This window comes from Fluviicola taffensis DSM 16823 (genome assembly GCF_000194605.1).
In the GTDB taxonomy this organism is placed as follows: Bacteria; Bacteroidota; Bacteroidia; order Flavobacteriales_D; family Crocinitomicaceae; genus Fluviicola; species Fluviicola taffensis.
Genome location: NC_015321.1, coordinates 4,320,233 through 4,346,159 on the forward strand (window position 1 = coordinate 4,320,233; position 25,927 = coordinate 4,346,159).

At 36.3% G+C, this 25,927-nt stretch carries 24 protein-coding genes; 1 reads left to right on the plus strand and 23 read right to left on the minus strand.

Translation table 11 applies throughout. The features are described 5' to 3' along the window. Positions 1-94 precede the first annotated feature (94 nt). The 23 genes from FLUTA_RS18945 to FLUTA_RS19060 all read right to left on the minus strand — a co-directional run bounded on the left by FLUTA_RS18945 (position 95) and on the right by FLUTA_RS19060 (position 23,174). Positions 95-1,207: a tyrosine-type recombinase/integrase gene (locus tag FLUTA_RS18945; RefSeq protein WP_013688520.1), complete on the minus strand. Its 1,113-nt coding sequence runs from the start codon at positions 1,205-1,207 to the stop codon at positions 95-97. 361 nt (positions 1,208-1,568) lie between these two features. Then, entirely contained in the window at positions 1,569-2,282 is a 714-nt protein-coding gene (locus tag FLUTA_RS18950) for an SIMPL domain-containing protein (RefSeq protein ID WP_013688521.1), read from the minus strand. A gap of 200 nt (positions 2,283-2,482) precedes the next feature. Then, a complete protein-coding gene (locus FLUTA_RS18955; protein WP_013688522.1) occupies positions 2,483-3,910 on the minus strand; it encodes a S41 family peptidase in 1,428 nt (475 codons plus the stop codon). A gap of 25 nt (positions 3,911-3,935) precedes the next feature. Further along, positions 3,936-4,310 carry a hypothetical protein gene (locus FLUTA_RS18960; protein ID WP_013688523.1) on the minus strand — a complete coding sequence of 125 codons (375 nt, stop codon included), beginning with the start codon at positions 4,308-4,310 and terminating at the stop codon, positions 3,936-3,938. A 409-nt stretch (positions 4,311-4,719) separates the two neighbouring features. Continuing rightward, positions 4,720-5,532 (minus strand): class I SAM-dependent methyltransferase, encoded by an 813-nt coding sequence (locus tag FLUTA_RS18970; RefSeq protein ID WP_218916778.1) that lies wholly within the window; start codon positions 5,530-5,532, stop codon positions 4,720-4,722. Between the two features lie 197 nt (positions 5,533-5,729). Next, entirely contained in the window at positions 5,730-7,526 is a 1,797-nt protein-coding gene (gene typA / locus FLUTA_RS18975) for a translational GTPase TypA (protein WP_043023943.1), read from the minus strand. Positions 7,527-7,611: 85 nt separating this feature from the next. Continuing rightward, complete coding sequence (locus tag FLUTA_RS18980; RefSeq protein WP_013688526.1) at positions 7,612-9,669, minus strand: DEAD/DEAH box helicase; 2,058 nt, start codon at positions 9,667-9,669, stop codon at positions 7,612-7,614. 204 nt (positions 9,670-9,873) lie between these two features. After that, entirely contained in the window at positions 9,874-10,710 is an 837-nt protein-coding gene (locus FLUTA_RS18985; RefSeq protein WP_013688527.1) for a hypothetical protein, read from the minus strand. A 164-nt stretch (positions 10,711-10,874) separates the two neighbouring features. Then, on the minus strand, positions 10,875-11,948 hold the full coding sequence (locus FLUTA_RS18990; RefSeq protein ID WP_013688528.1) for a T9SS type A sorting domain-containing protein: 1,074 nt from the start codon (positions 11,946-11,948) through the stop codon (positions 10,875-10,877). A gap of 228 nt (positions 11,949-12,176) precedes the next feature. Beyond that, a complete protein-coding gene (locus FLUTA_RS19000) occupies positions 12,177-12,638 on the minus strand; it encodes a hypothetical protein (protein ID WP_013688529.1) in 462 nt (153 codons plus the stop codon). Between the two features lie 34 nt (positions 12,639-12,672). Continuing rightward, the gene (locus FLUTA_RS19005; protein WP_013688530.1) at positions 12,673-14,067 is read right to left on the minus strand and encodes a PQQ-dependent sugar dehydrogenase; all 1,395 of its coding nucleotides are present in this window, start codon (positions 14,065-14,067) and stop codon (positions 12,673-12,675) included. A 156-nt stretch (positions 14,068-14,223) separates the two neighbouring features. Beyond that, positions 14,224-14,382 carry a YdeI/OmpD-associated family protein gene (locus tag FLUTA_RS21895; protein ID WP_245545484.1) on the minus strand — a complete coding sequence of 53 codons (159 nt, stop codon included), beginning with the start codon at positions 14,380-14,382 and terminating at the stop codon, positions 14,224-14,226. 32 nt (positions 14,383-14,414) lie between these two features. Next, complete coding sequence (locus FLUTA_RS21900) at positions 14,415-14,729, minus strand: DUF1905 domain-containing protein (protein ID WP_245545458.1); 315 nt, start codon at positions 14,727-14,729, stop codon at positions 14,415-14,417. A 26-nt stretch (positions 14,730-14,755) separates the two neighbouring features. Continuing rightward, the gene (locus FLUTA_RS19015) at positions 14,756-15,616 is read right to left on the minus strand and encodes a helix-turn-helix domain-containing protein (protein ID WP_013688531.1); all 861 of its coding nucleotides are present in this window, start codon (positions 15,614-15,616) and stop codon (positions 14,756-14,758) included. Between the two features lie 10 nt (positions 15,617-15,626). Next, a complete protein-coding gene (locus tag FLUTA_RS19020; protein ID WP_013688532.1) occupies positions 15,627-16,322 on the minus strand; it encodes a siderophore-interacting protein in 696 nt (231 codons plus the stop codon). A gap of 78 nt (positions 16,323-16,400) precedes the next feature. Beyond that, positions 16,401-16,871, minus strand: a complete 471-nt coding sequence (locus FLUTA_RS19025; RefSeq protein WP_013688533.1) for a DinB family protein — start codon at positions 16,869-16,871, stop codon at positions 16,401-16,403. Positions 16,872-16,889: 18 nt separating this feature from the next. Next, positions 16,890-18,005 (minus strand): lipase family protein, encoded by a 1,116-nt coding sequence (locus tag FLUTA_RS19030; RefSeq protein ID WP_218916779.1) that lies wholly within the window; start codon positions 18,003-18,005, stop codon positions 16,890-16,892. Between the two features lie 24 nt (positions 18,006-18,029). Then, positions 18,030-18,470, minus strand: a complete 441-nt coding sequence (locus FLUTA_RS19035) for a GNAT family N-acetyltransferase (protein ID WP_013688535.1) — start codon at positions 18,468-18,470, stop codon at positions 18,030-18,032. Between the two features lie 54 nt (positions 18,471-18,524). Beyond that, positions 18,525-18,917 carry a DUF1398 domain-containing protein gene (locus tag FLUTA_RS19040; protein WP_013688536.1) on the minus strand — a complete coding sequence of 131 codons (393 nt, stop codon included), beginning with the start codon at positions 18,915-18,917 and terminating at the stop codon, positions 18,525-18,527. Between the two features lie 70 nt (positions 18,918-18,987). Next, on the minus strand, positions 18,988-19,530 hold the full coding sequence (locus FLUTA_RS19045) for a DUF6368 family protein (protein WP_013688537.1): 543 nt from the start codon (positions 19,528-19,530) through the stop codon (positions 18,988-18,990). A 31-nt stretch (positions 19,531-19,561) separates the two neighbouring features. Beyond that, entirely contained in the window at positions 19,562-20,029 is a 468-nt protein-coding gene (locus FLUTA_RS19050) for a hypothetical protein (RefSeq protein WP_013688538.1), read from the minus strand. 99 nt (positions 20,030-20,128) lie between these two features. Further along, positions 20,129-22,105, minus strand: coding sequence for a leucine-rich repeat domain-containing protein (locus FLUTA_RS19055; protein ID WP_043023946.1), 1,977 nt, complete (start codon positions 22,103-22,105; stop codon positions 20,129-20,131). A 52-nt stretch (positions 22,106-22,157) separates the two neighbouring features. After that, a complete protein-coding gene (locus FLUTA_RS19060) occupies positions 22,158-23,174 on the minus strand; it encodes an LLM class flavin-dependent oxidoreductase (protein ID WP_013688540.1) in 1,017 nt (338 codons plus the stop codon). Positions 23,175-23,595: 421 nt separating this feature from the next. On the opposite strand from FLUTA_RS19060, the gene FLUTA_RS19065 reads away from it, so the two are divergent. Next, a complete protein-coding gene (locus FLUTA_RS19065; protein ID WP_013688541.1) occupies positions 23,596-25,848 on the plus strand; it encodes a toxin-antitoxin system YwqK family antitoxin in 2,253 nt (750 codons plus the stop codon). The last annotated feature ends 79 nt before the right edge of the window (positions 25,849-25,927 follow it).

Here is a 25,927-nt window from a genome sequence, read left to right on the forward strand (position 1 = left end):
ACTTATATATACAAGATCAAAATGATCCCTTTAGGTCTTGTTGAAAGAAATAGGCGAACAAATGATTCGTGTTTTTCAAATATAATAGATTTTTCTATAGCTCATCGAACGGACTGCGAATGCTTTGTATTGATTTATTAGATACATGTGTGTAAATCTCAGTAGTCGTACTGCTTTTATGCCCCAATAATTCTTGAATGAAACGAATATCGGTACCGCTTTCTAATAAATGAGTTGCATAACTGTGGCGCAGCCAATGCAGTGTAACATCCTTTTTGATATTCGTTTTTGTTAATGCTCGTTTCAAAACCAATTGCAAACTTCGTTCGCCATATTTCTCACCAGGCTTTTCTCCTTCAAAAATCCATTTTATAGGACGGTATATTTTGTAATATTCTCTCAATTGCTCTAATAATAGTTTGCTTAACGGAACTACTCTGTCCTTTTTCCCTTTTGCTTGATGGATATGAATTAATAATCGGTCTGATAAAATATCTTTCGGTTGAAGGCTAAGTAATTCGCTGCGTCTTAATCCGCAAGCATAAATAACACTCAGCATCATTCGGTGCTTAAGATTCGTTGTAGCATACAACAGCTGCTTCACTTCTTGTTTACTCAAGACATTGGGTAAAGTCTTCGCTGATCGTGGTCGTTTTACCAATTCTGGATCCAATTTTACACCTGCATGTACCTTGCAAAATAATTTCACGGCATTCAATACCTGATTTTGATACGATGCAGATAATTTTTTCGCAATAATATACTCGTTGTTAAACTGCGCCAAATCATCATTCGTTATCAGGTTTGTGGATTTAACTCCAACAAAACGCAAAAACACTCCTATACTTTCGCTATAGGTTTTAATGGTACTTTCACTGTAACGGGTTCGTTGCATATAGGCAACAAATACAGCAATGGCTACTTTGCTTTCGGTATTCAAATCAGTAAGTTGACTGTCAATTTGTTGAAGTCTCAATTTCTCTTTTACTTCTTGAAGACCTTCTGCTTTTGGAAAGATCTCCACCACTTTTTCTACATGTTCTTCGGTAAAAGACACATACCAACAACGATGCGTGGCACTCCAAAATACTGCTGGAAATTGATCCCTAATTTTTAGAACCAATTCCTTATTCCACATAAAATGAAATCCCAATTGTTGCTGACTTTTATGTCTAAAAATAGATAGTCGGATAGTTGTTTCAAGCATAATTTCTGATTCAGCTTATTGAATATAAGAAAAAACAACACCTTTTACAAGCTAAAAAATCGACAGATTAGCACTTTTTACTTCAATTTCGACCCTGGATAGTAGCGGCATCCTCCAAGAGGTGCAACCGATTCGGAGATACAGCGAATAGCCAGTCCCGATTTTTTTTATCGGGATGGGCGCCACCCTCTTTTACAAATTTTCTTTCAACTAGAAACCTGAAGTTCGGGTCGGTCTACGGCTTTTACACGGTAACCGCCTCCGCCCTGGCGCAAAAAAAGGCGATTCAAAAGAATCGCCTTTTCAACAAGTTTATGTTTCATTCACTCCGTGAATCGTTTATCGAAAGCGATGCTTTCTCTTATTCAATATACCAAACTACCGTTACTGCTTCCTGTAATTCTACAGCTTGTGGAGAAAAACTGAGATTCGCACCATCAGATGATTCAGCACTAGCATACATCCGCATGTCTGATTTATAATAAACTGATGACGGAGATTCACTTCCGAAAATGATTGCTTTTAGTGTTGTAACTTTTACTCCTGCAGCCGTTGATAAATTCGTTGCTTTCTTGCGCGCATCTGCTACCGCTTTCCCTTGAAGATCTGCTTCCGTGTTCTCACGCAAAGAATCTGAAAGATAAAAACCGATGCTAAAATCTACCGGATCTTTTACTTCTGAAAAACGCGCCACGATTTTCTGCAACGTTGCTTGATCGTAAGCAAATTTCAATGTCAAATTCTGGGAAACCACATAACCGCTGTCTATTGGTCCATTTTGACGGTAAATTCTATTTTTTGATGCGGAAAAATTAGTTGTTTTCACATCTGTTTCCTTGAATCCCAAATCTTTCAGTATTTTCAGGTATTTCTGAGTTTGGTCACCAATTGCTTTAGTGGCATCAGCCATATTCATTTTTAGCGATGAAACATGAATATTGAGCTCCGTCATGTCAGGAATAATGGAAACTTTGGCAGTTCCGTTTACCGTAACCGTTGGTTTTGAATTCTGTTGTTCTGTCTGGCCGAATACTGTTCCGGATACAAGCGCTAATACTAAAAGAAGCTTTTTCATGATTTCTAGTTATTTAATTTTTCTTCGTGTGTGGAATAGCAAGAGGTGTGCCAAATAATCTCCATTGATGGCTTAATTATTAAGTCTGATAACTTGGCAATTATAACCCATTGAGAGTTTGTTGATTACTTCAGGAATTTTTTTCAACGAGTCATATTGTACTAGTATTTTCTATTGGCAATTCCTTTCTTAAAGAGATACTAATCTTTTCTAACAATCCGAATCACCTCCACCAAGGTATGATCAATGGTGTTATCAAGAGTCAAAGGGATCGGAAAATCGGGTTTGATTCCATATCCAAACTGGCCTTTGGTTGAGTTCGATTTTACGTGATACGCCGGAATATCGACCTTAATTCCTGAATGGGGTAAAACGAGTTTGTAGGTTAATATTCCATTGCATCCGAGTTCTGCACCTCCAGTTTCCTGTCCAAAAAATACGGCTCCATGTTCTCTCAAATGCGAAGAAACCAATGCAGCCTGAGAAAAGGTTATTCCGTTTGTAATCACATACAGCTTTCCGGTATGCGCATTTTTTTTCGGTCTGTATGTAAACGTTTCGGTGATTTGCCCTTCTGCTTTGTATTTACGCGGCTTAATCGCGAAAGCAAACTTTACCACCTTATCCCAACCACTAAATTTGACAAATTCGTTTTCTGTACGATCTTTTCTGGGTCTTTCGAAATTTAAGTTGACTTTTTCAGAGCTTAAATACGTCAAGAATCTATTTCCATGTCTAAAATCTCCTCCTGGATTCTCTCGTAAATCAAGAATCAGCTTTGAATTCGGGTGTTGTTTCAGATACTTGAATACTTGTTTGTAGTATTTTTTGTATTCTTTTTTATCTAAAAAACTGGTAATTTTTAAATACCCCAAATTGGCATTCGGATCAAAACGAAAGCTACTCCAACTAGTTTCAAAGATCATTTTTAGATTGTCAGGAATGCTTGGTTGTGAAATCCCTTTGGCTCTTTTACTCGTTGGTTGAACGGCAGTTTGTTTAACCTCGCCTTTACTGTTTTTAAACTCAATGACATATTCCTGGGGAATTCCTGAAAGAAACAGCATATAAATGCCAAATCTTCTTTCAATAAGGGCATTCCTGAAAATTGGTGTGAATCCATCGCCTGTCTCCATTTCCAATAACTGATCAATAATATCCTTCACTGGTCTATTATTAATTCGAATCAGTTCATCATTCATTTGGAAATCAAGCGAATCATCAACCGTATTTGAAATATAGATTCGGCCTTCAATATGCTTTATTTCAAAAGGTATCTGATTGTTCAAACCTTTTACTGATGCAAACCAATGATCCGATGGTAAAGCCTGAGTATGCCCGCATTTAATCTGTTCAACCAGTTTTCTACATAAAAAGAGAAAGTCGATTTCACTCAAGCTGTCAGTGATTAACCCTTTTTGGCTTTCATAAAATGCTGCCAAATCAACTTCTTTCACATAAAAGAAAGGAGCAGGATGATAATTAATGAGGGAGGAATATAAAATGTTATAATCTTCGATCGTTTTCTCTTTGGAAAACATTTTTCCCTTGGCAAATGAGGTGTTTTGGGCAAGAACTGTTGCATTATAAGATAATCCAACTAATAAAATAAATAGGACTCGTTTCAAGAATAGATCGCTTTTGTATAATTATTTAAATTATTTTCAACTCCCACACCTCCAAATCATCCTCTGGGTAATCCCCCAATTTATTCCAAATCTCCACACGGTCTATCAATCCATTTGTGAAATGAACGCTTGTTTCAGCTTCTATCTTCAAATCTTCGTTGATCAATTCAACTTTGGATAATTCAGGAGTTGATTCACCAAACGTTTCGTACAATTGAGCATCCGTTAACCAAAATTCTTTTGCTGCCTTTCTGTATTCAATGAAAATCAAAAGACCAGAATCCGTATGCTCGTATTCCACTTCTTCCAGATGCTCCAGTTGCTTGGTAATTTGCTCTTCGTATTTTTCACCTTTCAGTGTTGCGGTAATAATATCTAATGTGAGTTTTGACTCTATCATGTTTTTTCGTTTGTGAGAACGCTACTTCTCTTCCATTTTACAGCAAAGATAGTCGGTTTGGTTAATGACGGTTAAAAGTTGTTCGAATGATTCTAGATTTAAAAAAAAGAAAGCTTTTTTCAAGTTGTTCCCAAAATTTATCCTGCATGAATTGAAGGCATTACTGATATATTCTTCTGCGAATATACCTGGTAACACATTTACAAACATGCTTTTCTAGGTGTTTACCAAAAAATTAATCAGTGACCAAATAAACTTTAAGATTAGCCGATCTCAAGTAGAAGAGCGGACTTTAGACTCCGCTCTTCAATTATGCCTTATAAGTATCAAATAGATTTTACGATTAAGATGTAACAGTAATTTTATCGAGAAAATAAAGTTAATTTCTAAATTTTAGTTTACTCACGTATTATTCATAAATGATGTAAGAACAGAGTGGATTGTTTACATCTCTATGAATTTTATAATTATTTATCCCAAGCACCTCTTTAAAAGCAAGTGTTTCTCCTGGGAAATTGTGAAAGTTCAATTCGTCAAACCCAATAATAGCTCCTTTTGTTAAATGAGGCAAAATAGCTTCCAAACAAGCCTTTGTAGGTTCATAAATATCAAAATCAAAATATGCAAATGCAATTATTGTTTCAGGGTTATCTTTTAAGTATTTTTTAATCGTAACAGAAGCATCTCCTTTAACCAATTCAAACTTTTTGATATGAGGAATCGGCGATTCAGATTCATGATATTTAAGAACTTGCTCTAAATATTCTTCGTAACCTTTTGTTGTTGAATATGCTCCCTTTTCAATAATCTTAGAATTACCATCCTTTTCATGAACACTTGGAAAACCTTCAAACGTATCAAACCCAACAATTTTCCTGTTGTAATTATAAGGTTCATACATCCCCCGAAATGACTCAAAAAGAGCTAAATTATTCCCCCAATGAACACCAAATTCACAAACTATCCCATGTAAATTGACAATTTTTTTGTACATGTCATTCATCATTAGGATTCTAGACAAGACTTGTCTTTTCGCAAATAATCCAAGATTATTAAGAATCTGTTCTTTGGGAATTGGGCATTGTTCATAGAGTTTAAAAAAATCTTCTCTTGTCTCACTCTCTTTTTTAGATGAACCGCTCATTACTTTAGAATCACCCGTTTCAATTATTTCATGCCCCATTTTTTTTCTTTTATTTATTGTTAATTTTTTTGTTCGCATTGAAGATTAGGCAAAGTCGCCTTTTGTTTTTCAAATATAATCGTTTTGGCGCTTTTTAGAAGGTTATTTTAAGACTAAGAACTGTCTAAAGCAAAAAAGCGATCTATCTGAAGATAAATCGCTTTTTAAATTATTTAATTCTGTAATTATAAATTATCAAGAGTACTCTTGATAATTAAATCATGGATAATTGCTAATTACTTACCAGCTCTTTTACGATCGCCTTCTTTCAAAAAGATTTTGCGGATACGTAAGTTTTCTGGAGTTACTTCAACATATTCATCTCCTTGGATGTACTCCAAACACTCTTCCAAGCTGAAGATTTTTGCTGGTGCCAAACGAACTTTTTCGTCAGCTCCCGATGAACGCATGTTAGACATTTTCTTTGTCTTCGTTACGTTCACACACAAATCTCCTGCACGTGAGTTTTCACCGATTACTTGTCCTTCGTAGATATTCTCATTTGGATTAATGAAGAATTTACCACGATCTTGTAAGTTATTCAATGAGAATGGAATCGATGTTCCTTGCTCCAATGAAATCATAGATCCATTTTGGCGTCCAGGAATATCTCCTTTGTATGGTTGGTATTCCAAGAAACGGTGAGTCATAATTGCTTCACCAGCAGTTTGTGTCAATAAGTAGTTACGTAAACCAATGATTCCACGTGATGGAATTTGGAATTGAATGATCATACGAGCTCCTTTCGGTTCCATATTTGTCATTTCACCTCTACGTTTTGTAACTGCTTCAACAGCTGTTCCTGAAAACTCCTCTGGTAAATCGATTGTCAATTCTTCAATTGGCTCACATTTTTTACCGTCAATTTCTTTCAAAATTACTTGTGGCTGACCAACTTGTAATTCGTATCCTTCACGACGCATTGTTTCAATCAATACCGATAAATGCAATACACCACGACCAGCAACGATCCATTTGTCTGCTTTATCCGTATCCGAAACACGCATTGCCAAGTTTTTCTCTAGTTCTTTTTGCAAACGCTCTTGGATATGACGAGAAGTTACCTTCTTACCTTCTTTTCCGAAGAACGGTGAATCATTGATAGAGAACAACATATTCATTGTAGGCTCATCAATTTTGATAGATGCCAATGGCTCTGGATTTTCAGCATCACAAATAACATCACCAATTTCGAATCCTTCAATTCCAGTTACCGCACAAATATCTCCAGCAACAACTGAATCTACTTTACGACGCTCTGTACCGTCAAAAACAAACAATTCTTTCACGCGGTGTTTCTCTTGAGTTCCATCGCGTTTTGCCAAAATAATTGGCTGATTTTCTTTTAAATCTCCACGGTGCAAACGACCAATAGCGATACGTCCAACGTAAGTAGAGAAATCTAAAGAAGTAATCAACATTTGCGTATTTCCTTCTTCAATAGGACGAGGTGGGAAATAATCCAAAATTTGATCTAATAAATCCGTGATATCAGTTTTAGGCTGTTTCCAGTCTGTAGACATCCATCCGTTTTTTGCAGAACCATAGATCGTTGGAAATTCCAACTGAGCTTCGTTTGCATCTAATTCAAACATTAAATCGAATACTTTTTCATGCACTTCATCTGGAGTACAATTGTCTTTGTCAACCTTGTTGATTACCAACAATGGTTTGATCCCCATTGACAACGCTTTTCCTAAAACGAAACGTGTTTGTGGCATTGGACCTTCAAAAGCATCCACCAATAAACACACACCATCTGCCATGTTCAATACACGCTCTACCTCACCACCAAAATCGGCGTGACCTGGAGTGTCAATGATGTTAATCTTTGTTCCTTTGTACGAAACGGAAACGTTTTTAGATACGATGGTGATACCACGTTCGCGCTCTAAATCGTTACTGTCCATGATCAAATCTCCTGTTGGACGATCACGTTCATTAATTACATTTCCTGCCTCAATCATTTTATCAACCAATGTTGTCTTACCGTGGTCAACGTGTGCAATAATTGCGATGTTTCTAATTTCCATATTATTAATTATGAATGTTGAATTCAGAATGAAGAGAGAGACTCCCCCTCTCATCATTCGTCATTCTTAATTCGACATTTATTTGTTATTTGCTATAGCTGTTTGAACTAAACTTACGTCCGCCACCACCAGATGAGCGACGTTCTGATGAACCACCTTCTCTTCTGCTAGATGATCCAGCACCTGAACCTCCTGATGCAGAACCGTAAGATTTGTTTCCACCAGAGAATCCACCTCTACTTCGGTCACGGTCACCACCACTGCTTCTGCGATCGCTTCCACCTTCAGTTGGTTTTCCGTAGCTTGAATTTCCTCCACGGAAACCTCCACCTCCTCCAGACGAACGACGATCTCCGCCTCCACCTGATGAACGATCACGGTCTCCAAAAGAACGACGTTCTCCACCACCTGATCGGCTGCGGTCTCCACCTTCTTTTTTCTGAGTAATTTCAATACTTACGCTATGCCCTTCGTAATCTGCTCCATTTACTTTCGATAAAATTGCAGATTCATCTGTTTTGTCAGCTTCAAAGAATGAGAAGTTTGGCATCACATCGATACGACCAATTGAACCTGAATTCAATCCAGTTGAGTCACAAATCACACGCAATAAACCACCTGGGTTCAATCCATCGCGTTTACCAAGACTTACAAAGAAACGAGTTCTGTTTGCATCATCACGGTCTGCTCTAGGAGCACGCTCAGTTCTTTCACCTCTATCACTTCTTTCGCCACGGTCGCTTCTTTCAAAACGATCTTTGCGGTCAAAACGATCATTTCCAGCTCTATCTTTGCGATCTTCACGATCACCTCTTCCAGCGCTTACATTCAAATCTCCTGCACGATCGTAGTATTCAATAAAACGATTGAATTCAGCAGAGATGAATTTTTTGATCACTTCTTCTTTTGACAACTCTTCGAAATCTGCCATGATTGCAGGCAAGAAAGGAGCGATATCATTTTCTTTCACTTCAATTTCTTTCACTTTAGAAATCAATTTATTCAATTGAATTCCACAGATCTCTGAAGCTTCAGGAATCAAAGCAGCTTTAAACGTAGTACGAATCTGACGCTCAATTGCTTTAATTTTAAAGTTCTCACGTGTATTAATCAATACCAAAGATTTCCCTTGTTTACCAGCACGAGCTGTACGACCTGAACGGTGCGTATAATTCTCGATATCATCTGGCAAGTTGTAATTGATAACGTGTGTAATATTGTCTACGTCAATTCCACGAGCAGCAACGTCTGTTGCAACTAACAATTGGATTGAACGCTCACGGAAACGATCCATAACACGGTCACGCATTGCTTGAGATAAATCTCCATGCAACGGTTCAGCACTATATCCTTCTTTCGCTAATTTCTCAGCAACGGTAGCCGTTTCATTACGTGTACGACAGAAAACCAATCCAAAAATGTCTGGACTAGCGTCGATTAATCGTTTTAATGCATCATAACGATCACGCTCTTTTACTGTATAGTAAATGTGCTCAATGTTTTCGTTACTTTGATTTTTGTGGCCCATTGCAACTTCCAAAGGATCTGTCATGTAATTTTTAGCAATTGCAGCCACTTCTTTGGGCATTGTTGCTGAAAATAACCAAACACTCTTTGTATCAGGAGTAGCACTCAAAATTGCATCAATGTCTTCTTTGAAGCCCATATTTAGCATTTCATCTGCTTCGTCAAGCACAACTGTTTCAACTGTTTTCAAGTTGATTGCTTTACGATTGATCAAATCAACCAAACGCCCTGGAGTTGCTACAACTACGGTTGCACCACGCTTAATGTCCGTAATTTGCTTACGAATATCCGTACCACCGTAAACGGCAACTACTTTTATTTGCTGATCAAATTTGGCGAACGCCTCTAAGTCTTTGGAGATTTGTAAACACAATTCACGCGTTGGAGCGATGACTAGTCCTTGTGTTTCAGTTGGTCGGTCTGTAACTTTGTGAATTAGCGGTAAACCAAATGCCGCTGTTTTCCCTGTCCCTGTTTGTGCGAGTCCGACGAAATCGCTTTCTAATTGTAATAAGTGCGGAATGGCACTTTGTTGGATCGGAGTTGGTTCTGCAAAACCCAGTGCTTCTATCGACTGCAGAACCTCAACTCGTAACCCGAGTTCTTTAAAGGTCATAAAATAAATCTAAAATTGGGTGCAAAGATACCACCTTTTTTCGGAACTATGTTAATAAAGTTGCAATGAATTGTTAATTAATTCTTTATCAATCGATTTCAGTGCCTCAAAACCAAAGATAACAGACTCTAAAGGTCATAAGTCTGTTATCCTTAAGTCTTACATTTATTTTATTCATTCGTATTCAACACTTTATCCAATCCTTTAATCCGGCTCAACAAAAAGTGCTTGCTTCGTAACTTCATAAAACGACGGAATCTTAATTTTCTTCGCTTTTTTTGTGTCTCCGTCTCCAAGGGAGTTCTTCATGGATTTGTAATCTTTTAAAGACATTTTAACGAATTTATACTCAATTGGATACCCTTCTAATTCAAATAGGAGTACTTTTCGGAAAACAGGTCGATCCGGATGCTCCTGGTATAATGAATCATTGAATGCAGAAGTTGTAACTAACTCGTTTCGGTAATTAATCAACGATAACATAGAATCGGCATCAACTTCAGCGTCTCCATTTCGAGCACTTTCCATGAGTTTATCATCTATCTTTTCCATTAAATTCACGAACAAGATAACTTTTTTGCCTTCTATCTTGAACACTTCCGCATCAAAATTCACATCTCCGTTATTGGTAAACAACAGATGATCACCAACAGCAGGATTATCGAAGAATCGTTGCTGCATCTCAGCAAACTCTATTGCATCTGATCGATTTTGGCTTTCCTTCACTACATGATTTATCTGAATACCTAGTGTTATTAATATGACCAATATCGGTAAAGTCCATGCATACCATTTTCCACGAACTTTAATTTGCTCCGTATCTACCATTTTCATTAAACTTGGAGGAACATGGTAGGCTTTTTTGTCCATCACTAAATCATAACGTTTCCCCATTGGAAAAACTGGAATATAAAACAAGTGAAAATAAGATTGTGCTACTTGAAAGGTCGCATTCGGGAATTGTTCTAATTCTGGCAAATTTAATTCCTGAAAAGTGAATGATTTAAGTCGAAAACGGTTCCAGCCGAAAAGAATTGTCATTTTTAAGTAGGTTTAAGCCCTTAAAATTATAAAAGTTTCGAATTAAATCTTGTTTTGAACAGAAAATTAGTCACCAATTAATCAGGTAGCTAACAGCTTTTCATTCTATCATTAGCGAGAGCATCAGTCAATCATGACTCCTATCTCTCAAACCATTGACTTTATTAACGAATAACCAATTTTGAACGATTAACAACTCCTTCATCATTCCGGACTTCCACAAAGTACACCCCAGCTGATTGTTGCAGGTGAATATTTGAGTTGTAGTAACCTATTCTACCCGATTTCGAAATAGGATCCAAGTCTTGTTGAAGAACAATCTGTCCTATTTCATTTCGCAAAATCAGCATCACTGGTGATTCCGATTTATCAGAGAATGAAACAAATACGCTACCATCAGAAGAAGGATTTGGATACAACCTAAAATCAGATTCTCCAAAAGGAATGTATTTTATAGCCAATTCATTTCTAGTCCCATCAATATCCGTTTGACTTAATTTATAATAAACTGATCTCTGTGTGTTTTTGATATCTAAAAATGTATACGTTTTTATTTCAGTAGAACTAATCTCTCCTTTCACTCTTGATAATTCACTCCAATTCGTTCCATCGGCACTTGTTTCAAGCGTGAAATAATCATTTCTATGTTGAGATTCAACCGCCCAATTCAACAAATTTCCAGAATCAGTACGTTCACCATCAAATGATAAAAATTCTACTGGCAGGTTTATTGGCGGGGCTGGTGATGGTGGGTTACAATGAATTGTTTGAGTTGGAATTCCTGGACCTTGAATAAGAACATCAATCGAAGTACAATTTAATGTTGCAACAGTTGCAGCGGTACAACTAACATAGGGAGAATTGTATCCATAGGCGGTTCCATTATGAGGAATAGCAGGATTTGTAGTTGTTGTTCCTGTTCCAGAACCTCCATTTAATGGCAAAGAATACGCACCGTTCATTTGAGAATTGACACAATAAATAAATGCTTGTAACGTATACTGAGCTGCTGCACCCGGACCAGTAATCGAAATATTGTAACTGAAATTTACATTGTAATTATATCCCCATGGACAATCAGTACTGCTTACAACAATGGATTGAGGGACAATTGATACCGAAACCGTATATCCTAAAGAGGATGTGACTGTACATTGTGCATTTGCTTGATACGAGTAAATGATTGAAAATAATACAGATAGAAAGGTTAGCTTCATTAAGCTTAAACTCTTACGCATTGAGGAAAATTTAAATACCATGGCAGATATACGAAGTTATGCGGGCATTGGATTTTTAAACGCTATAATTAAACTAAATTTAACGTTAATTTTTCCTAACCCACTTATTCAATCGCATGCCATTAAATTTTAACAATCCATGCATAATTGCTCTTCTCCTGAAATTTGGCAAGAATACTATTACAAACTTCTATTTCTAAAGCTCATTAAATCAGCCAAGTTTACTCATCATCTTTTCATCCGTTGATTTTTAGGGACCCCAATAACTCCAGCTCCGTCAACTAGCCATTCGTTATTGATTTTCTTTACTTTTAAAGTCACTTTAAAATCTGGAGAATCAATTCCCTGAATAATTACAGTCCGAGTTTTAGAATTTAAAGAAGAAATTTCAAATCCTTTATCGGGGTAATCTTGTGCATCGAAAATGGGGTCGAAATCCAGCCCCATCTCAGGGTCTTCGGCATAAGCAATCTCAAACAATTCTTTGTATTCCTTTTTGAAAGCATCACTCAACAATTTATTGGAACCGACCCATGGTTTAGGATCAATTCGTTTATTACAAAGGGCAACATACTCGTTCATGAATTTTAATGCAACCAAAGAATCAAAATCGGTATTAGAAACTTCTTTGTTCCCAGTGGTACATGAACCAAAAATAAACAGGATAAACAGGCAAAAATAAAATCTCATCACTTTTAGGTTTAATGTTTAAAGTAAAAAACTCTTAATGAATCTCTGCTGATTGTTCCAATTGACTGGCAATTTTCATGAATTTTTGACGCTGAATTTCAGACACACCAATAAACTTAATTTCAACAGAATACATTCCTACTGGAAGCATACTGATATCGATTTGTGTTCCTTGTTCCACTTGTTTCAATTCCAAAACTGATTTACCATTCAAATCAAGAATAGAAACTTGTTCTGCCCGATTTTCTGATAAAAGTTGAATGAACGTATTGGAAGGATTTGGGAAAATTGAAAAAAGACTTGTTTGAAATTCAGTTGTTCCTAATGTTGTTGGCGGAGTAATTCTGATAATGGAATGATCACCCGAATTAGTTGCGATATAAATTTCTTGATTCGGACCAATCGCAATATCTCTTAAACGACCAAATTGGCCTTGAAAGTATTGATCTTCATCCATAACTGAAGTTGACGTTGCATTCAATTCCATAGCTACAACTCGTTGACCATTTAGCGTAACCATCAGCACACGATTGTTCCATTCTGGAAATGCTGAGTTTTGATAATAAACCAAGTCAGAAGTTGCAATGGTTGGTGTCCAAGCATGAATTGGTTCCGTATATAAACCTGTTCCACAAGGAGTATTCTCAAACGGCTCATCACAAAATCCATGAATTAAAGGCCAACCATAATTTTTTCCCGATTGAAGAATTTGGAGTTCATCATCTGTAGATGGTCCGTGTTCCGAAATAAGAATTTTACCATCTGGCAAAGCACAAATTCCTTGTGAATTTCGATGTCCTAATGAATAAACATATGAACCTGAAGTTGGATTATTCGCTGGAATTGATCCGTCCATATTTAAACGCAAATATTTTCCTGAAAGTGAATTTGGATCTTGTGCCAGCTGATCTTCATAACACTCTCCAGTCGACATTAACAAGGTATTATCGGGAAGAAAATGCAAACGCGATCCGTTGTGATTGTTCCAAGCCAAAATATTATCAAGCAAAATAGCAGGATTAATCAAATTCGTTCCGTTGAACGTATATTTCACCAAACGCTCCTTAAAAAATCCTTGACCATCGGGCGTACCATATGTATACACTAGAAAAACTTCTGGAGTATTTTCAAAGTCTGGGTGAAGTGCCATACCTAGCAATCCACTTTCACTGACTGCACGAACGGTTGACGTAAGATTGAGGACAACTGTTTTAACTCCTGTCGTTAAGTCAATCCGACTTACCAAACCACTGCGTTCTGTAACCCACAAATGTGTATTCCCTTCCACTTTAATTTCCCACGGAGTAGAGACATCTGATGTCAATGTATCAATGGTAACAGTCGTTGAACCAATTTGCTGAGTTGTTTGTGCCTGAACCAAAGGAACAAGTCCACATGAAACGATGAAAAGTAAATTTTTGAATTCCATAACTGTAGATTTTAAATTTATGTTTTTCAAGTTAGGAAAACCAATTGCATTTACAAAGTTGGGAACGTTAATAAATGGTAACTGATTATTGCGACTGAAAATGTCATGGAACTCGAACGGACCTATCTATATTGATCAAGAACCAAGGCCGTTTTATTAACCAATATTCATAGCGTCCCGACCGATGAAGCGTTCTTTTCCAAGTAAAAAATTAATCGCTTTGATCACGTTTCGTTCGACACTTTCTTCCGTTTTCAGATTGGCAATATAACGAACAATTTCATTCTGAAGAGAAGGAGTTAACCCCCTGAAAATTTCATTCGCCTTGGGGTTTTCTTGGAAAGCTTTTAGCTTGGATGTGGATAAATTGTTCGATCGGAATCATCAATCTGAATACTTACCTCCACACGTTCTCCTATTCTTTTTGGTGATTTTGGAAGCATTTTGGTGTTGATATACAACCTCCAGTGCCCGCTAAATTTCATCAGTGTTTGTTGATATTCCTTTCCATTTAGAGTTCCTTTAATCGGAATTGGTCCTTTATCCTTTCCGAATACACGAAACAGATCTTCCAAAATAGGGTTTGGCACAAATACAAAGGGATTGATTCCAATAATCTCAATTACTGCACTAAAACTAGCTGTCTCTTTACTTAGATCCATTTATTCAAAAAGAGACTAAAATACGATTATTGATTTTGTTTTCTAAAATTAGAAGGAGAAATACCAACAGATTTTGAGAATAGTCGAATGAAATACTTGTAGTCTTCATACCCCAATTGAAAAGCTATTTCTTTGATACTTTTATTGGTGTAACAAAGCAAACGCTGAGATTCTCTAAAAATCTCTTGCTGAATAAAATGGGTAGCTGTAAAACCTGAAATTGACTTTACTGTATCATTTAAATAACTAACGCTAATATTCATTATTACAGCATATTCCGAAGGCTTTTTCATTTGAACAAATTGTTCTCGAACTAATTTTCGAAAGGTTTTTACAATCTCAATACTTCTAGATGAATAGTCCAAAATACGCTCCGTTTCCTGCAATTGAAATAAGCTGGCAGTTTTAGAGAAGAATCCATTTATCAAATGTCCAATGATAGGATTACTTATACTCGAATCTCCTTGTGTTACCTCAGATTTAATCAATTCGAAAAGAGAAGAAAACCAGGTTTGTTGTTCTTTGGTAAAAGGAATTAAAATGATATCTGAAAAAGATTCTTCGATGGAAGCAGAAACGTTTTGGTGAATGAATTTCGGATCAAAAGCCAATATCCACCCGTCAAACACATTTACTTTCTTCACTTGATGCATTTGACCTGGATAAGAAATCAATAAAGATGGACCTTCAACGATTACCTCCTGAAAATCAATCGTATGAACAATTGTTCCATACTCCACAAAAAAACACGTATAGTGGTCGTGACGATGAGGAGATGAAGCAATTTCCCGTTGAAGAAGCGGAATCATCTCATCTGTCATTCTAAAAATTTCAATTCCGCGTGTCTTTTCAGGTAATTGAACCAAATGAATATGCTCCTTTCCCATTTACATTTTTTTAAGACCAAAACCCATGTGCAAAGATACGCGCTTCGACTTCTGGAATGGCTTTTAATTTCTTTCTCAATAGAGAAACCATTGGTGTGTTACCTACAACGCAAATAGACTCATAGCTCTCCATTTTTTTTGACATCATCCATTTTTCCAAAACCACACTATTTTCTTCATTCTCCTCATAAAGAAATTCAAACTCCGGATTTTCTTTCCGAAGCGATTCTGGAATCTGATATTCTTCGTGAAGGAAAACAGCTACTTCGAGCGGAAATTTATCGGTGTCAATTAATTGCTTTAAACTTAAGGCATGTCCAAGAGCACTTAAATCTATCAAACAGAGAATCCGCCCTTCTTTAGATGGAATTTGAGCCGCATGAACAGCCCCAAACAAAATTTCATCACCAACTTTAATTTGTTGCGCCCACTGACTTCCCGCACCCTCATGACCAGCTTCAACATACAATTTAAACGTTCCTTTTTCGAAATCCCAAGATGTTGGTGTATAATCACGGTATTCTAAATCTCCAACTCGGCATTTCACACGGTGAATAGTTTTCCATTTCTCCAGTTTTAACGTTGAAATATGAACATCTATTTCAACCATTGATGAAGGCTCCCAGCGATTTACATTAATTACTTTACTTGTGCTGAGCATTTTATCAAATAAACCAGATACTGCCTTTTTTAGAACGTTTGCCATGTGCTATGTTTTTACAAAAATAACCGTGCTTTAGCAGGCATTCGTCCAACAGACAGCCTAAAAAGGTGGACAAATCACTTATTTTTCATGAGCCAGCAGCTTTTTTATGATGACAACTTGTCCCAAATGATAATGTACGTGTTCTATAATTCCCGCAATATTTCGGTAATAGGTTCCATATTTTGGGTCCAGGAACTCTTTTGTTAGCTTTTCATCTGGCAATTTTTCGATGAGTAATGTAACTCTTTCTACTTTTTCCCAGATTGTTTCTTGGAATATCTTCCACTCCTCTTCTGTTCCAGGAGTATCAAAAACCCAACTTAATTCATCCTTTCCGTTCAAAACATTTTCTTCCAAAACGCCAATGAGTACATCCAGATAATAAGCCATGTGGAAGGTAATTGCAAGAATTGAATTCAATGAATAAATTTTAGTAGTCGCTTCTTCTAAAGTTAAATCCGATAAGGTGTTTTTTAGATCTACAGTACTCCAATTTCCTCCAAAATGAACATCTCTTAAATGTTTCGCTAGTTGATTTGCTAGAGTCATTTTCAATAACGAATCAAATTACAAGCTCAGTTTTTCAGCTAAGAACAAATATTGCCTCGGCAAATGATGTTGCCAGATATTCGGATTTTCTGGATCATTGCTAAATAGTTTCAAATACGCATCATCTGCATACAAAACAATCGTGTTTCCAGTTCTTACATAGTAATTACTTTTGTAATATTCTGGGGCAACATAACCTGGAATTTGCTTTTTAACAGCTTGAGAAACCATTTTACCTAAATATTTCTCATAGTTTTTTTGAGCCTTCAAACTTGGTTTACTCATTTGTTTGTAAACATGTTTAAGTGCAATATTCTTTGGGAATTTTTGCTTTTTGATTATTTTTTTAGCTCCATAAAAAGGATTTACAGCCGTAAAATCATTTACTGTTTGAACTGTAAAAGGAACATCTGGCACCCAATCAACAGAATTGACCACATTGAAGGCCCAACCACCTGCTGTCATACGCTCATAGTCATACGCATAGTACAAATTACCAGGTTTTGGACCCGCACTGCAATACGTTTTGAAACGAATATCTACTGGTAACTTCCCTTGTTTTTTCAAGCTTTCCAAATGAGAATTCATTAAAAAAGTAATTCCTCCTCCTTGACTATGTCCCGTTAAAACAAACTCCTTGATTCCAGCTTTGTAACAGGAATCAATTTGTGGAACAACCGTTTTTGATAGATAAGCCATCGCAACAAACCAGCCCACATGCACAGCAGCATTCGGATTTTCAGAAAGTTGGTATTGAAACTTAAAGTCTTTATCCAGCTGAATTTCTCCTTTTGCAGGAATCATTGCTGCGTACAAATTCGCTAAAAAACTAGCTTCGGTTTGAACACTACCCTGAATAGAAATCAATGCAACCGCTTTCTCTTTGTGAACCCATAAATCCCAAATATTATCGAACGCAACAACTGGTGAGCGATACACAAAATTATAGTCTTGAGGATAAGCAACATTGGTATCTGCATCCCATTTATCCAAAGGAATATGCACTTTCTGATTGATTTTTAAGGTTTCAATATATTCAGATTTATCGAATCCTGATTTCAAAATTTGCCCGAACGTAGTTTGAGCTAAGATCAAAAAAACAATCATTAATTTCCTGTTTTGTTTCATTCTCATTATTATTAGTTTGTGGCTCTTTTCTTATTTATTTGACCAATAATCTTGGTATGTCATTTCAAATTTCACCTCTCCTTTTCCATGTAAGCCAATCTCTTTCCAACCAGACTTTCTGTAAAATTGTTCAGCGCGCGTTCCTGGAGCAGTTCCCAACCAAACGGTTTCTTTCGTCTGATTAAAATACCAATTCAGCATAATATCGTGTAATTTACGACCAATTCCTTGCTTCTCAAAGTCGGGATGCAGAAACAAAGCCCAAATATTGTGCTCTTTCAAATCCGCAATTGAAAAACCTACAATTTTTGAGTCGATTTCGCAAATCCAGCCTTTTCCACGCACAGTTATAAACTCTTCACAATCCTCGTCGGTCACCAAATTTGGATCAGACAAGGTGTTTTCGGTTACAGAATTCCGAACAAATTGAATCTGAGGAATATCTTCTATTTTAGCTTCTCTGATAATCATGGTTATTTTATTCAGTGTAAATGGTGTTTGAATTTAGTGGTGGCAACTATCCTTTTAAGGAAACGGTATCTGTTCTAGCAACAATTCATTTCCTTGTTTGTCGTAATAAATACAAGTCATTGCATTGAGATCCATTATCCATTTTTCAACTCCGGTTTTAGCACAATCTTTGCAAAATGTATAGTAATCTGTCTGACCTTGTTGATGGATTTTCAAGCGTACTTTAAATTGGTCGATGTCAGTTCTATCTGCAACTGTCAGCTTTTCATATTTTGGCTGGGATTCTGTTTGAAAACCACTTTCTCCAAAATAAACAGTATGGCTATCACTTACCCACGTTTCGAAGCTTTTCACCCCAAATCGCTTGATTTCTTGAATATATTGAGGGAATTCTGCTCCCGATTTCACTTTTTTGTGAGCTTCTTGTATTTGCGAGACTGTAAACATCCTTTTTCCTTCAAATCAATATTGAAACACTAAAATAGCAAAACAACTGATTCAAAGAGACTTCTATTACCTACTTAATCATCCGAAATTGATTGTGATTCAACCAATAATCTAAAAATATTTGATCGCCCAGTTGATAATAATGTTCTTCGTTTTCAATACCTATGTTTATTAATTTACCAGGAACGGATTCATTTGGATTTAAATTCAAAATTCCTCCAAAATCAATAAATCCCCCAAATTTATTCAGTAAATCAGAAGCCATTTTCCCTAAAAGAGCATGGTCAATTACTCCATTACAGCTAGCATCTAATTGAATGTGTCCATAAGGTCGAAAGCCAATTACTTGTTCTAGCTGCTTCAATTCGTTTTCTTCTATTTCGTATGATCCACCATATTCAGCAATTAATCCTTCCCAAACGTATATTGAGAAAACACATCCTTTATCAGTGAAATCTCTTGGAATAATCTGATTTAATTTCACCAAAAAGCTCCAAGCCTGTAATCTTAAATCTTCTTGAATTTCTCCCTTTTCGGCTACGTAAAAAGCTATTTCAAGCAATTGCGTATCAGTGAGTGGATTCTTCAGTAAGATTTTGCAAGTTGGTCCCATTTTGAATTGAATCTAAATTCTTTCTATCCTCTTATAGATTGGTATCAAAAAGTATAGCAATAATGGTATTTTCCAATGGAGAAGTCAAGGTTCCCAAACAATTCGAATAACTGGTTGAGTTCCCTTGATATACTTTCTTACCTTCAATCGTGAGCACGCAATTGGAATAACTCGTAGAATTGCCTTTGTAAACTTTATTATTGTCTATCGTGAACAAACAATCCGAATAACTGGTTGAGTTTCCCTTATAAACTTTATTTCCGTCGATTGTATAGCGGCAATTGGAATAACTCGTTGAGTTCCCTTCATACACTTTATTTCCTTCCACGGTGAAAGCACAATCGGAATAACTAGTAGAATTGCTATGATAAATCTTCTTTCCGCTAAATGTAAACAAACAGTCAGAATAACTCGTAGAGTTTCCCTTATAGACCTTGGTTTGGGCATTTAAAGCTCCAAAACTCATTAAAATAGATGCAAGTAGAAGAAGTTGTTTCATGGAATATTTTATATTGTTTTTAGTTTTCAAACAAAAACCTTGCCTTTATTAACATAAATTTACCTGGAAAGTAAAAAAATTGAATCAAAAATCAAGTTCTCAACGAAAACACTCCAAGCTCCATTGAGTCTTTTCATCCTTATACCAATACAATTCGTTTGTTAATCTCTTGGTTTCTTTCAACTGCGTTTGATTCACACATATTTTTAACAGCTTTGGATTCTTTTCTGTTGAGACAGTATGTAAGTTCATATTCTGACTCAAATCAAGCGTCGTCAAATTATTTCCCCAGCAAAAGAGACTTTCCAAATCCTGGTTTTTACTTATATCCAAAAAGGTGAGTTTATTCAACTGACAACTTAACTGCTCAAGATCACTATTTTTGCTGATATCCAAGGTAGAAAGCTTGTTGTTATAGATACTTAGGATTTTTAAAGCTCGATTTTGAGTAGTATTTATCTCTTCTAGATTATTGTGTTCGCAACTCAAATACTCCAGTTGATTATTGTTACTGATCTCCAATGTTTTCAGTTGATTGTTATTGATACTCATATTTCTCAAAAAACAATTCTCACTCAAATCAATAGAAGTGAGTTCATTATGCGTACATCTAAGTGTTTGAAGTTTCACATTGAGATTGACATTCAAAACAGTCAGTTGATTTGCTACACATGCCAATTCATCTATAAGAGGATTCTTACTCACATCTAATTGAGTCAGTTGATTACTACTGCAATCCAGTTTTTGTAAGTACGTGTTTTTGCTGCAATCCAATTCTGGAAGCTCGTTCTTGCTACAATGCAATATCACTAAAGCTTGATTGTGAGTTACATCGAGAGACTTTAGTTTGTTCGAGGAACAATACAAATTCTCGAGATTCGTTAAACTTGTAATATCCAAAGACTTTAGTTGGTTGTAATCACACGATATTAATTTAAGCTTCGAATTTTCTTGACTAGTCAGTACCAAACTAATCAGTTTGTTTTTATTACAAACGAGGTAGTCCAGATGATGGTTATCGCTCAGATCCAATTTCACAAGGTTGTTCATCGTACATTCTAGCCGAACCAATGCCTTATTTTCACTTAGACTTAGTTCACTCAGATTGTTTGAAACACAATTCAATTTTATTAAATCTGGACTACTACAATAATATTTTGAAACGAAGTTGTATGAAAAATTCAGTTCTCTTACTGGAGCAGTGATAATTAATCGCTTTATCCGATTGTTATTACATTTGAGAAAGAAAAGCGAGTAGTTTCCCGTAAAATCCAAATTCTCAATCTGGTTTCTTGAACAATCTAGTGACAAAAGTTTAGATCCGAATTTTAAAACAGTAAGAGCATTCGATTCACAATTTAACCAATAAAGATTCTTGTTTTGAGAAAGATCCAATTGACTGAGTTGATTGAAACCAAGTCTTACATCTTTTAATTGAGTATTCAGTGTGTAAATAAGCGATGTGAGTTGGTTGTTCGTACAATCCAAATAATTTAATGCTGGTACATGACTAATATTGAGTGTTGTCAATTTATTTTCACTACAGATCAGCTTTTGTAGTTCAGGAAGGGAACCAAAGTCTATCGCTGTTAATTCATTGGAAGAACAATGAAGTTCTTTCAAATGGGTATTAGCTTGAAGATTCAGTGTTTTCAGTTGATTTCCGTTACACAGGAATACCTCCAGAAGAAGGTTTTTACTCAAATCAATTTCAGTAATCAGTTTATTGTTTCCAATGAATTCATGAGGTTGATTCGTTAAAGACGAATAAAATTCGAACTGGTTATTTATGTTTAAATACCGTAAGTTGGTAAATGCTTCAATTCCTGTAAGTTCTTTAATCAAACCATCTTCTTGAAAATTCGGATAACTTGAATAAATAACATTCTCTGAATGAGTTTCCAGATTTAAGGAATCTATACGCTCTGCCTCACTTTGCTGAATCTGGTTATCCTTGTTCTTATCAAAACCTAAGTGGATTAATCGAGATAAAAACGCTTTATCAGGAATAGTAACTGTTTGTGAATGAATTTTTAGAGAAAGAAGCAGAATACTGGAAATAGTACAGATTTTCATGAGGAAGTAATTGTACGAATCCAATACAATTACTCCCAGATTTGGTTCATTATTAAATCCCAGCTTTCACAATCGGTGAAACCTTTGTTCCAATCAATTCAATCGCTTTCATCAATTTTTCATGTGTTAAACCTGCATCCATTTGAAAAGTAAAACGCGAAATTCCTCCCAACGATTCACTGTGTCTCAAGATTTTCTCTGCTACTTCAACTGGTTCTCCAACCAATAAAGCTCCCATTTTGCCGTTTTGAGCATCGAAACGTTCTTTTGTAACTGGTGGAAAACCTCTTTCCTTGCCGATTTTGGTAAACATTCGCTCATACCCTGGATAGTAATCTCCCACAGCTTCTTCCTTGCTTGCGGCCACATAACCCAAGGAATGTAATCCGACTTTCAATTGTTTCGAATCATGTCCTGCTTTTGCTGCTGCATCTTTGTATAAATCGATTAATGGTCTGAAACGATACGTTTCTCCACCAATCACAGCAACCATCAATGGTAATCCCAATTGTCCGGCACGAACAAAAGAAGCAGGTGTTCCTCCTACTCCAAGCCACACAGGAAGTTTCTCTTGCAAAGGACGCGGATAAATTGCTTGATCATTCAATGATGCCCGAAATTTTCCCGACCAATTAACCGTTTCATTCTGCTGGATTTGAAGCAATAAATCCAGTTTTTCAGCAAAGAGTGCATCGTAATCGTTCAAGTCGAGACCGAATAATGGATATGCTTCAATGAAAGAACCTCTTCCGACTACCATTTCTGCTCTTCCGTTTGAGATCAAATCAAGCGTTGCAAAATTCTGGAACACTCTTACTGGATCAGCAGCACTCAATACTGTTACTGCGCTTGTTAAGCGAATTTGTTTCGTTTTCGAGGCTGCAGCTGCAAGAATCATAGTTGGGGCAGAATCTAAAAATTCTTTCCGATGATGTTCACCTATTCCAAAAATGTCTAAACCAACTTGATCCGCCAATTGGATTCGTTCCAATAATTCCTTAATTGCTTGAGCATTACTGATGCTTTTATCTGCCGGCACTGCAGCAAAACTGTCTATTCCTATTTCCATCTTGGTTTAAAATTAAGCATTCTGATTCTTACTTTTTGCCAAGGCTGAAAAAGTAAGCAAAACATCCTTCTATCCCGATTACATCCTTCAAGCATCCTTTCGTTTCTGATCAATCTATGGAAAGACTGGATCAGGACCCAAAATGGAAAGCACTTTCCGAGATTGTTAACCGAAACGAAAGGCTTTTACTTCTAAATTAAATAAAGACGAACGGCTAACGGTTTTCACTTCGAAATTAAAATTTCCCTGTCGAGTAATCGGGATTTTGTCCGCAGCTATAAATTCCACAAACAAGTACATTCTTTTCCCGAAAGAAAGCCACACTGATAAAGAATTAATAAAACATGAGATTATATTTGATACAGCTAACTAAAATTCATTTTCCCACATACAATGAATCTAAAATCCCTAATTTTGGTTCATGCAATATTTGCTCTTCATTACATCATTTTTTGTTTGTCAATCACTTTTTGGTCAAAGTTCCTTGCTGAGCACTTCTTTGAATTGGTTTACAAAGGCTGATAAAGCCAGTATTCAATCGTATCTTGAAAGCCACAACTATCAATTAATCGGTGAAAAAGACTCTTTGAATCTTCACTTTCAGCAGTATTCATTCGCGAAGTCTCAAAACGAAATTCAATTACATGCTTGCCTATTTCTAGGTGATTCGACAATTGAGTATTTATCTTTTGAAATAACGAATCACGCAGATTTAACAAGTATTCGATCACAACTCAAAGCAAACCGTTTCCGGACATTAAACGCGGATTTGAATGGCGATTTTATTACAACCACTTTTGATACGGATCGTTTTTTAGTACAGCAAGATTATCAGGCAATTGAGAATCCATTGGGTAAAGGAGAAATTCCGTATTACCGCTTTAGAATATTCCGAAAACATGGAAAATTTGACACCATGAACGGAGAAAAAATTTCATTTTCAGAAGATGGAACAAAAATTTCAGAAAACTATAAAAACGGACTTTTAGATGGAGAACGAACTTTCTATTTCTCCAATGGAACACTGAAGCGTAAAGAAAATTTCCGAGCTGGAAGATTGAATGGTTTAGTAAGCGATTTCAACGAAGAAGGAAAATTGATTCACAGTTCGACCCACAGCTACCATTGGAAATACGGGATGGAAAAATGGTACAATCACCAAGGAAAAATGGTCAAATCCTTACAATGGCAGCGAGATGTTCCGATTGGGATACAAAAGCAGACTTTCGAAGGAATCGTTATTGAACAGATTCCTTATGTAAAAGGAATCAAACAAGGTTTGGCAAAAGTACCTTATTTTGATGAGGCATCTATCAAAGCTAATTTCCCACGCAGTACGCTGAATGACGAACCTTTGGGTATTGAAACGGTAAATTTCGTCAATGACTTGAAACAGGGAAAAGCGGTCTGTATCTATTTCAACAAAAAGGATACGATGTACGTTGGTTATTACAAATCGGGGAAGCTTGACAGTACCTATTCCCTTTACAGACAAAACGGAATTCTTTACAGCACAACCTTTAGCAATGGATTAGAAAACGGAACACGCATTTACCGCATTCCTTCTGGTCCCTTGAAAGACTCTATTCATCGCATACAAAATTATAAAAACGGAAAGCTGGAGGGGATTTTAACCCAGTATTACCGAAAAGAAGCTGATCAGACCATTGAAGATCCAGATCCCCACATTCGTTTGCCTGGCGACATTTCCATTTATCCAATATTCATACCTGGCCCCTGGCTTCCCAACTATTATTCTTTCACTTACCGAGACGGTATAAAAAACGGACCTTACTCATATCAGATGGATTCCATGAATTACGGTCGTGGAACGTATCTAAACGATCGTCTGGAAGGTTATTATGAAGCACAAGTGTTTTCAGACGGGCAACCGGGCAAAATAATCGACGACGTGCTAATGATTCCCGAGAAAAAGTGGGTCAAAAGCTCCGGATATTATCAAAACGGGCTTAAAACAAAAGAATGGACGACCAACCATGTTTTAGATAGTATTGTGATAACAGAACATTTCGAGAAGAATCAGAAACATGGAAGTGTTATCAAAACAATAAAAGGCTTCAAAACCGAAGAACGTTTCTATCACCAAGACACACTCCAGCAATTGACATTCTTCGGAAAGAATCAGGAAATTGATTCTTATCAGCTTGAATTCATTAAAAACACCCATTTAGCTATTATTACTCACAAAATTCAAAAACAAGATAGTTCTTTCCTGTTTTCTTATCTCATTGAAGTCGATGATTATTATAGAAAAGACACCTTACTCGGAGCGATTGTTTCTACTTTAAAAAACAATCAGTCGGAAATGTCTCAAAAACTAAACGGCCTTTTCCATGTTAAAACTTCTTCTTACGAAACAAGCGGAAATTATCGAAATGGGAAATTAGATGGCATTATTTTGACTAAGCATTTTGACTCAAGCATTTTTGAGAATATAACTTATCGCAACGGAATTATTGAGGGTTATTCCTATACGCAATTCGATGATCAAGAACTATATACAGGAGCATTCATTTCCGCAACAAGTGGGGAACATATTTCCGTGAAGGATGGCTTGCGTCATGGTTGGTGTGTGGAGTACCTTGATTCAAAAGAGGAAATTAGAAGAACTAAATATATGAAAGGTGTTTTGAAGAAGACGGTGGAAAAATAACTGCTTACTTAGGGCACCAAGATGCCCCAGAAATCTTTTGAAACAAAACTTGAGACCCATTTTATGAACTCTATAACCC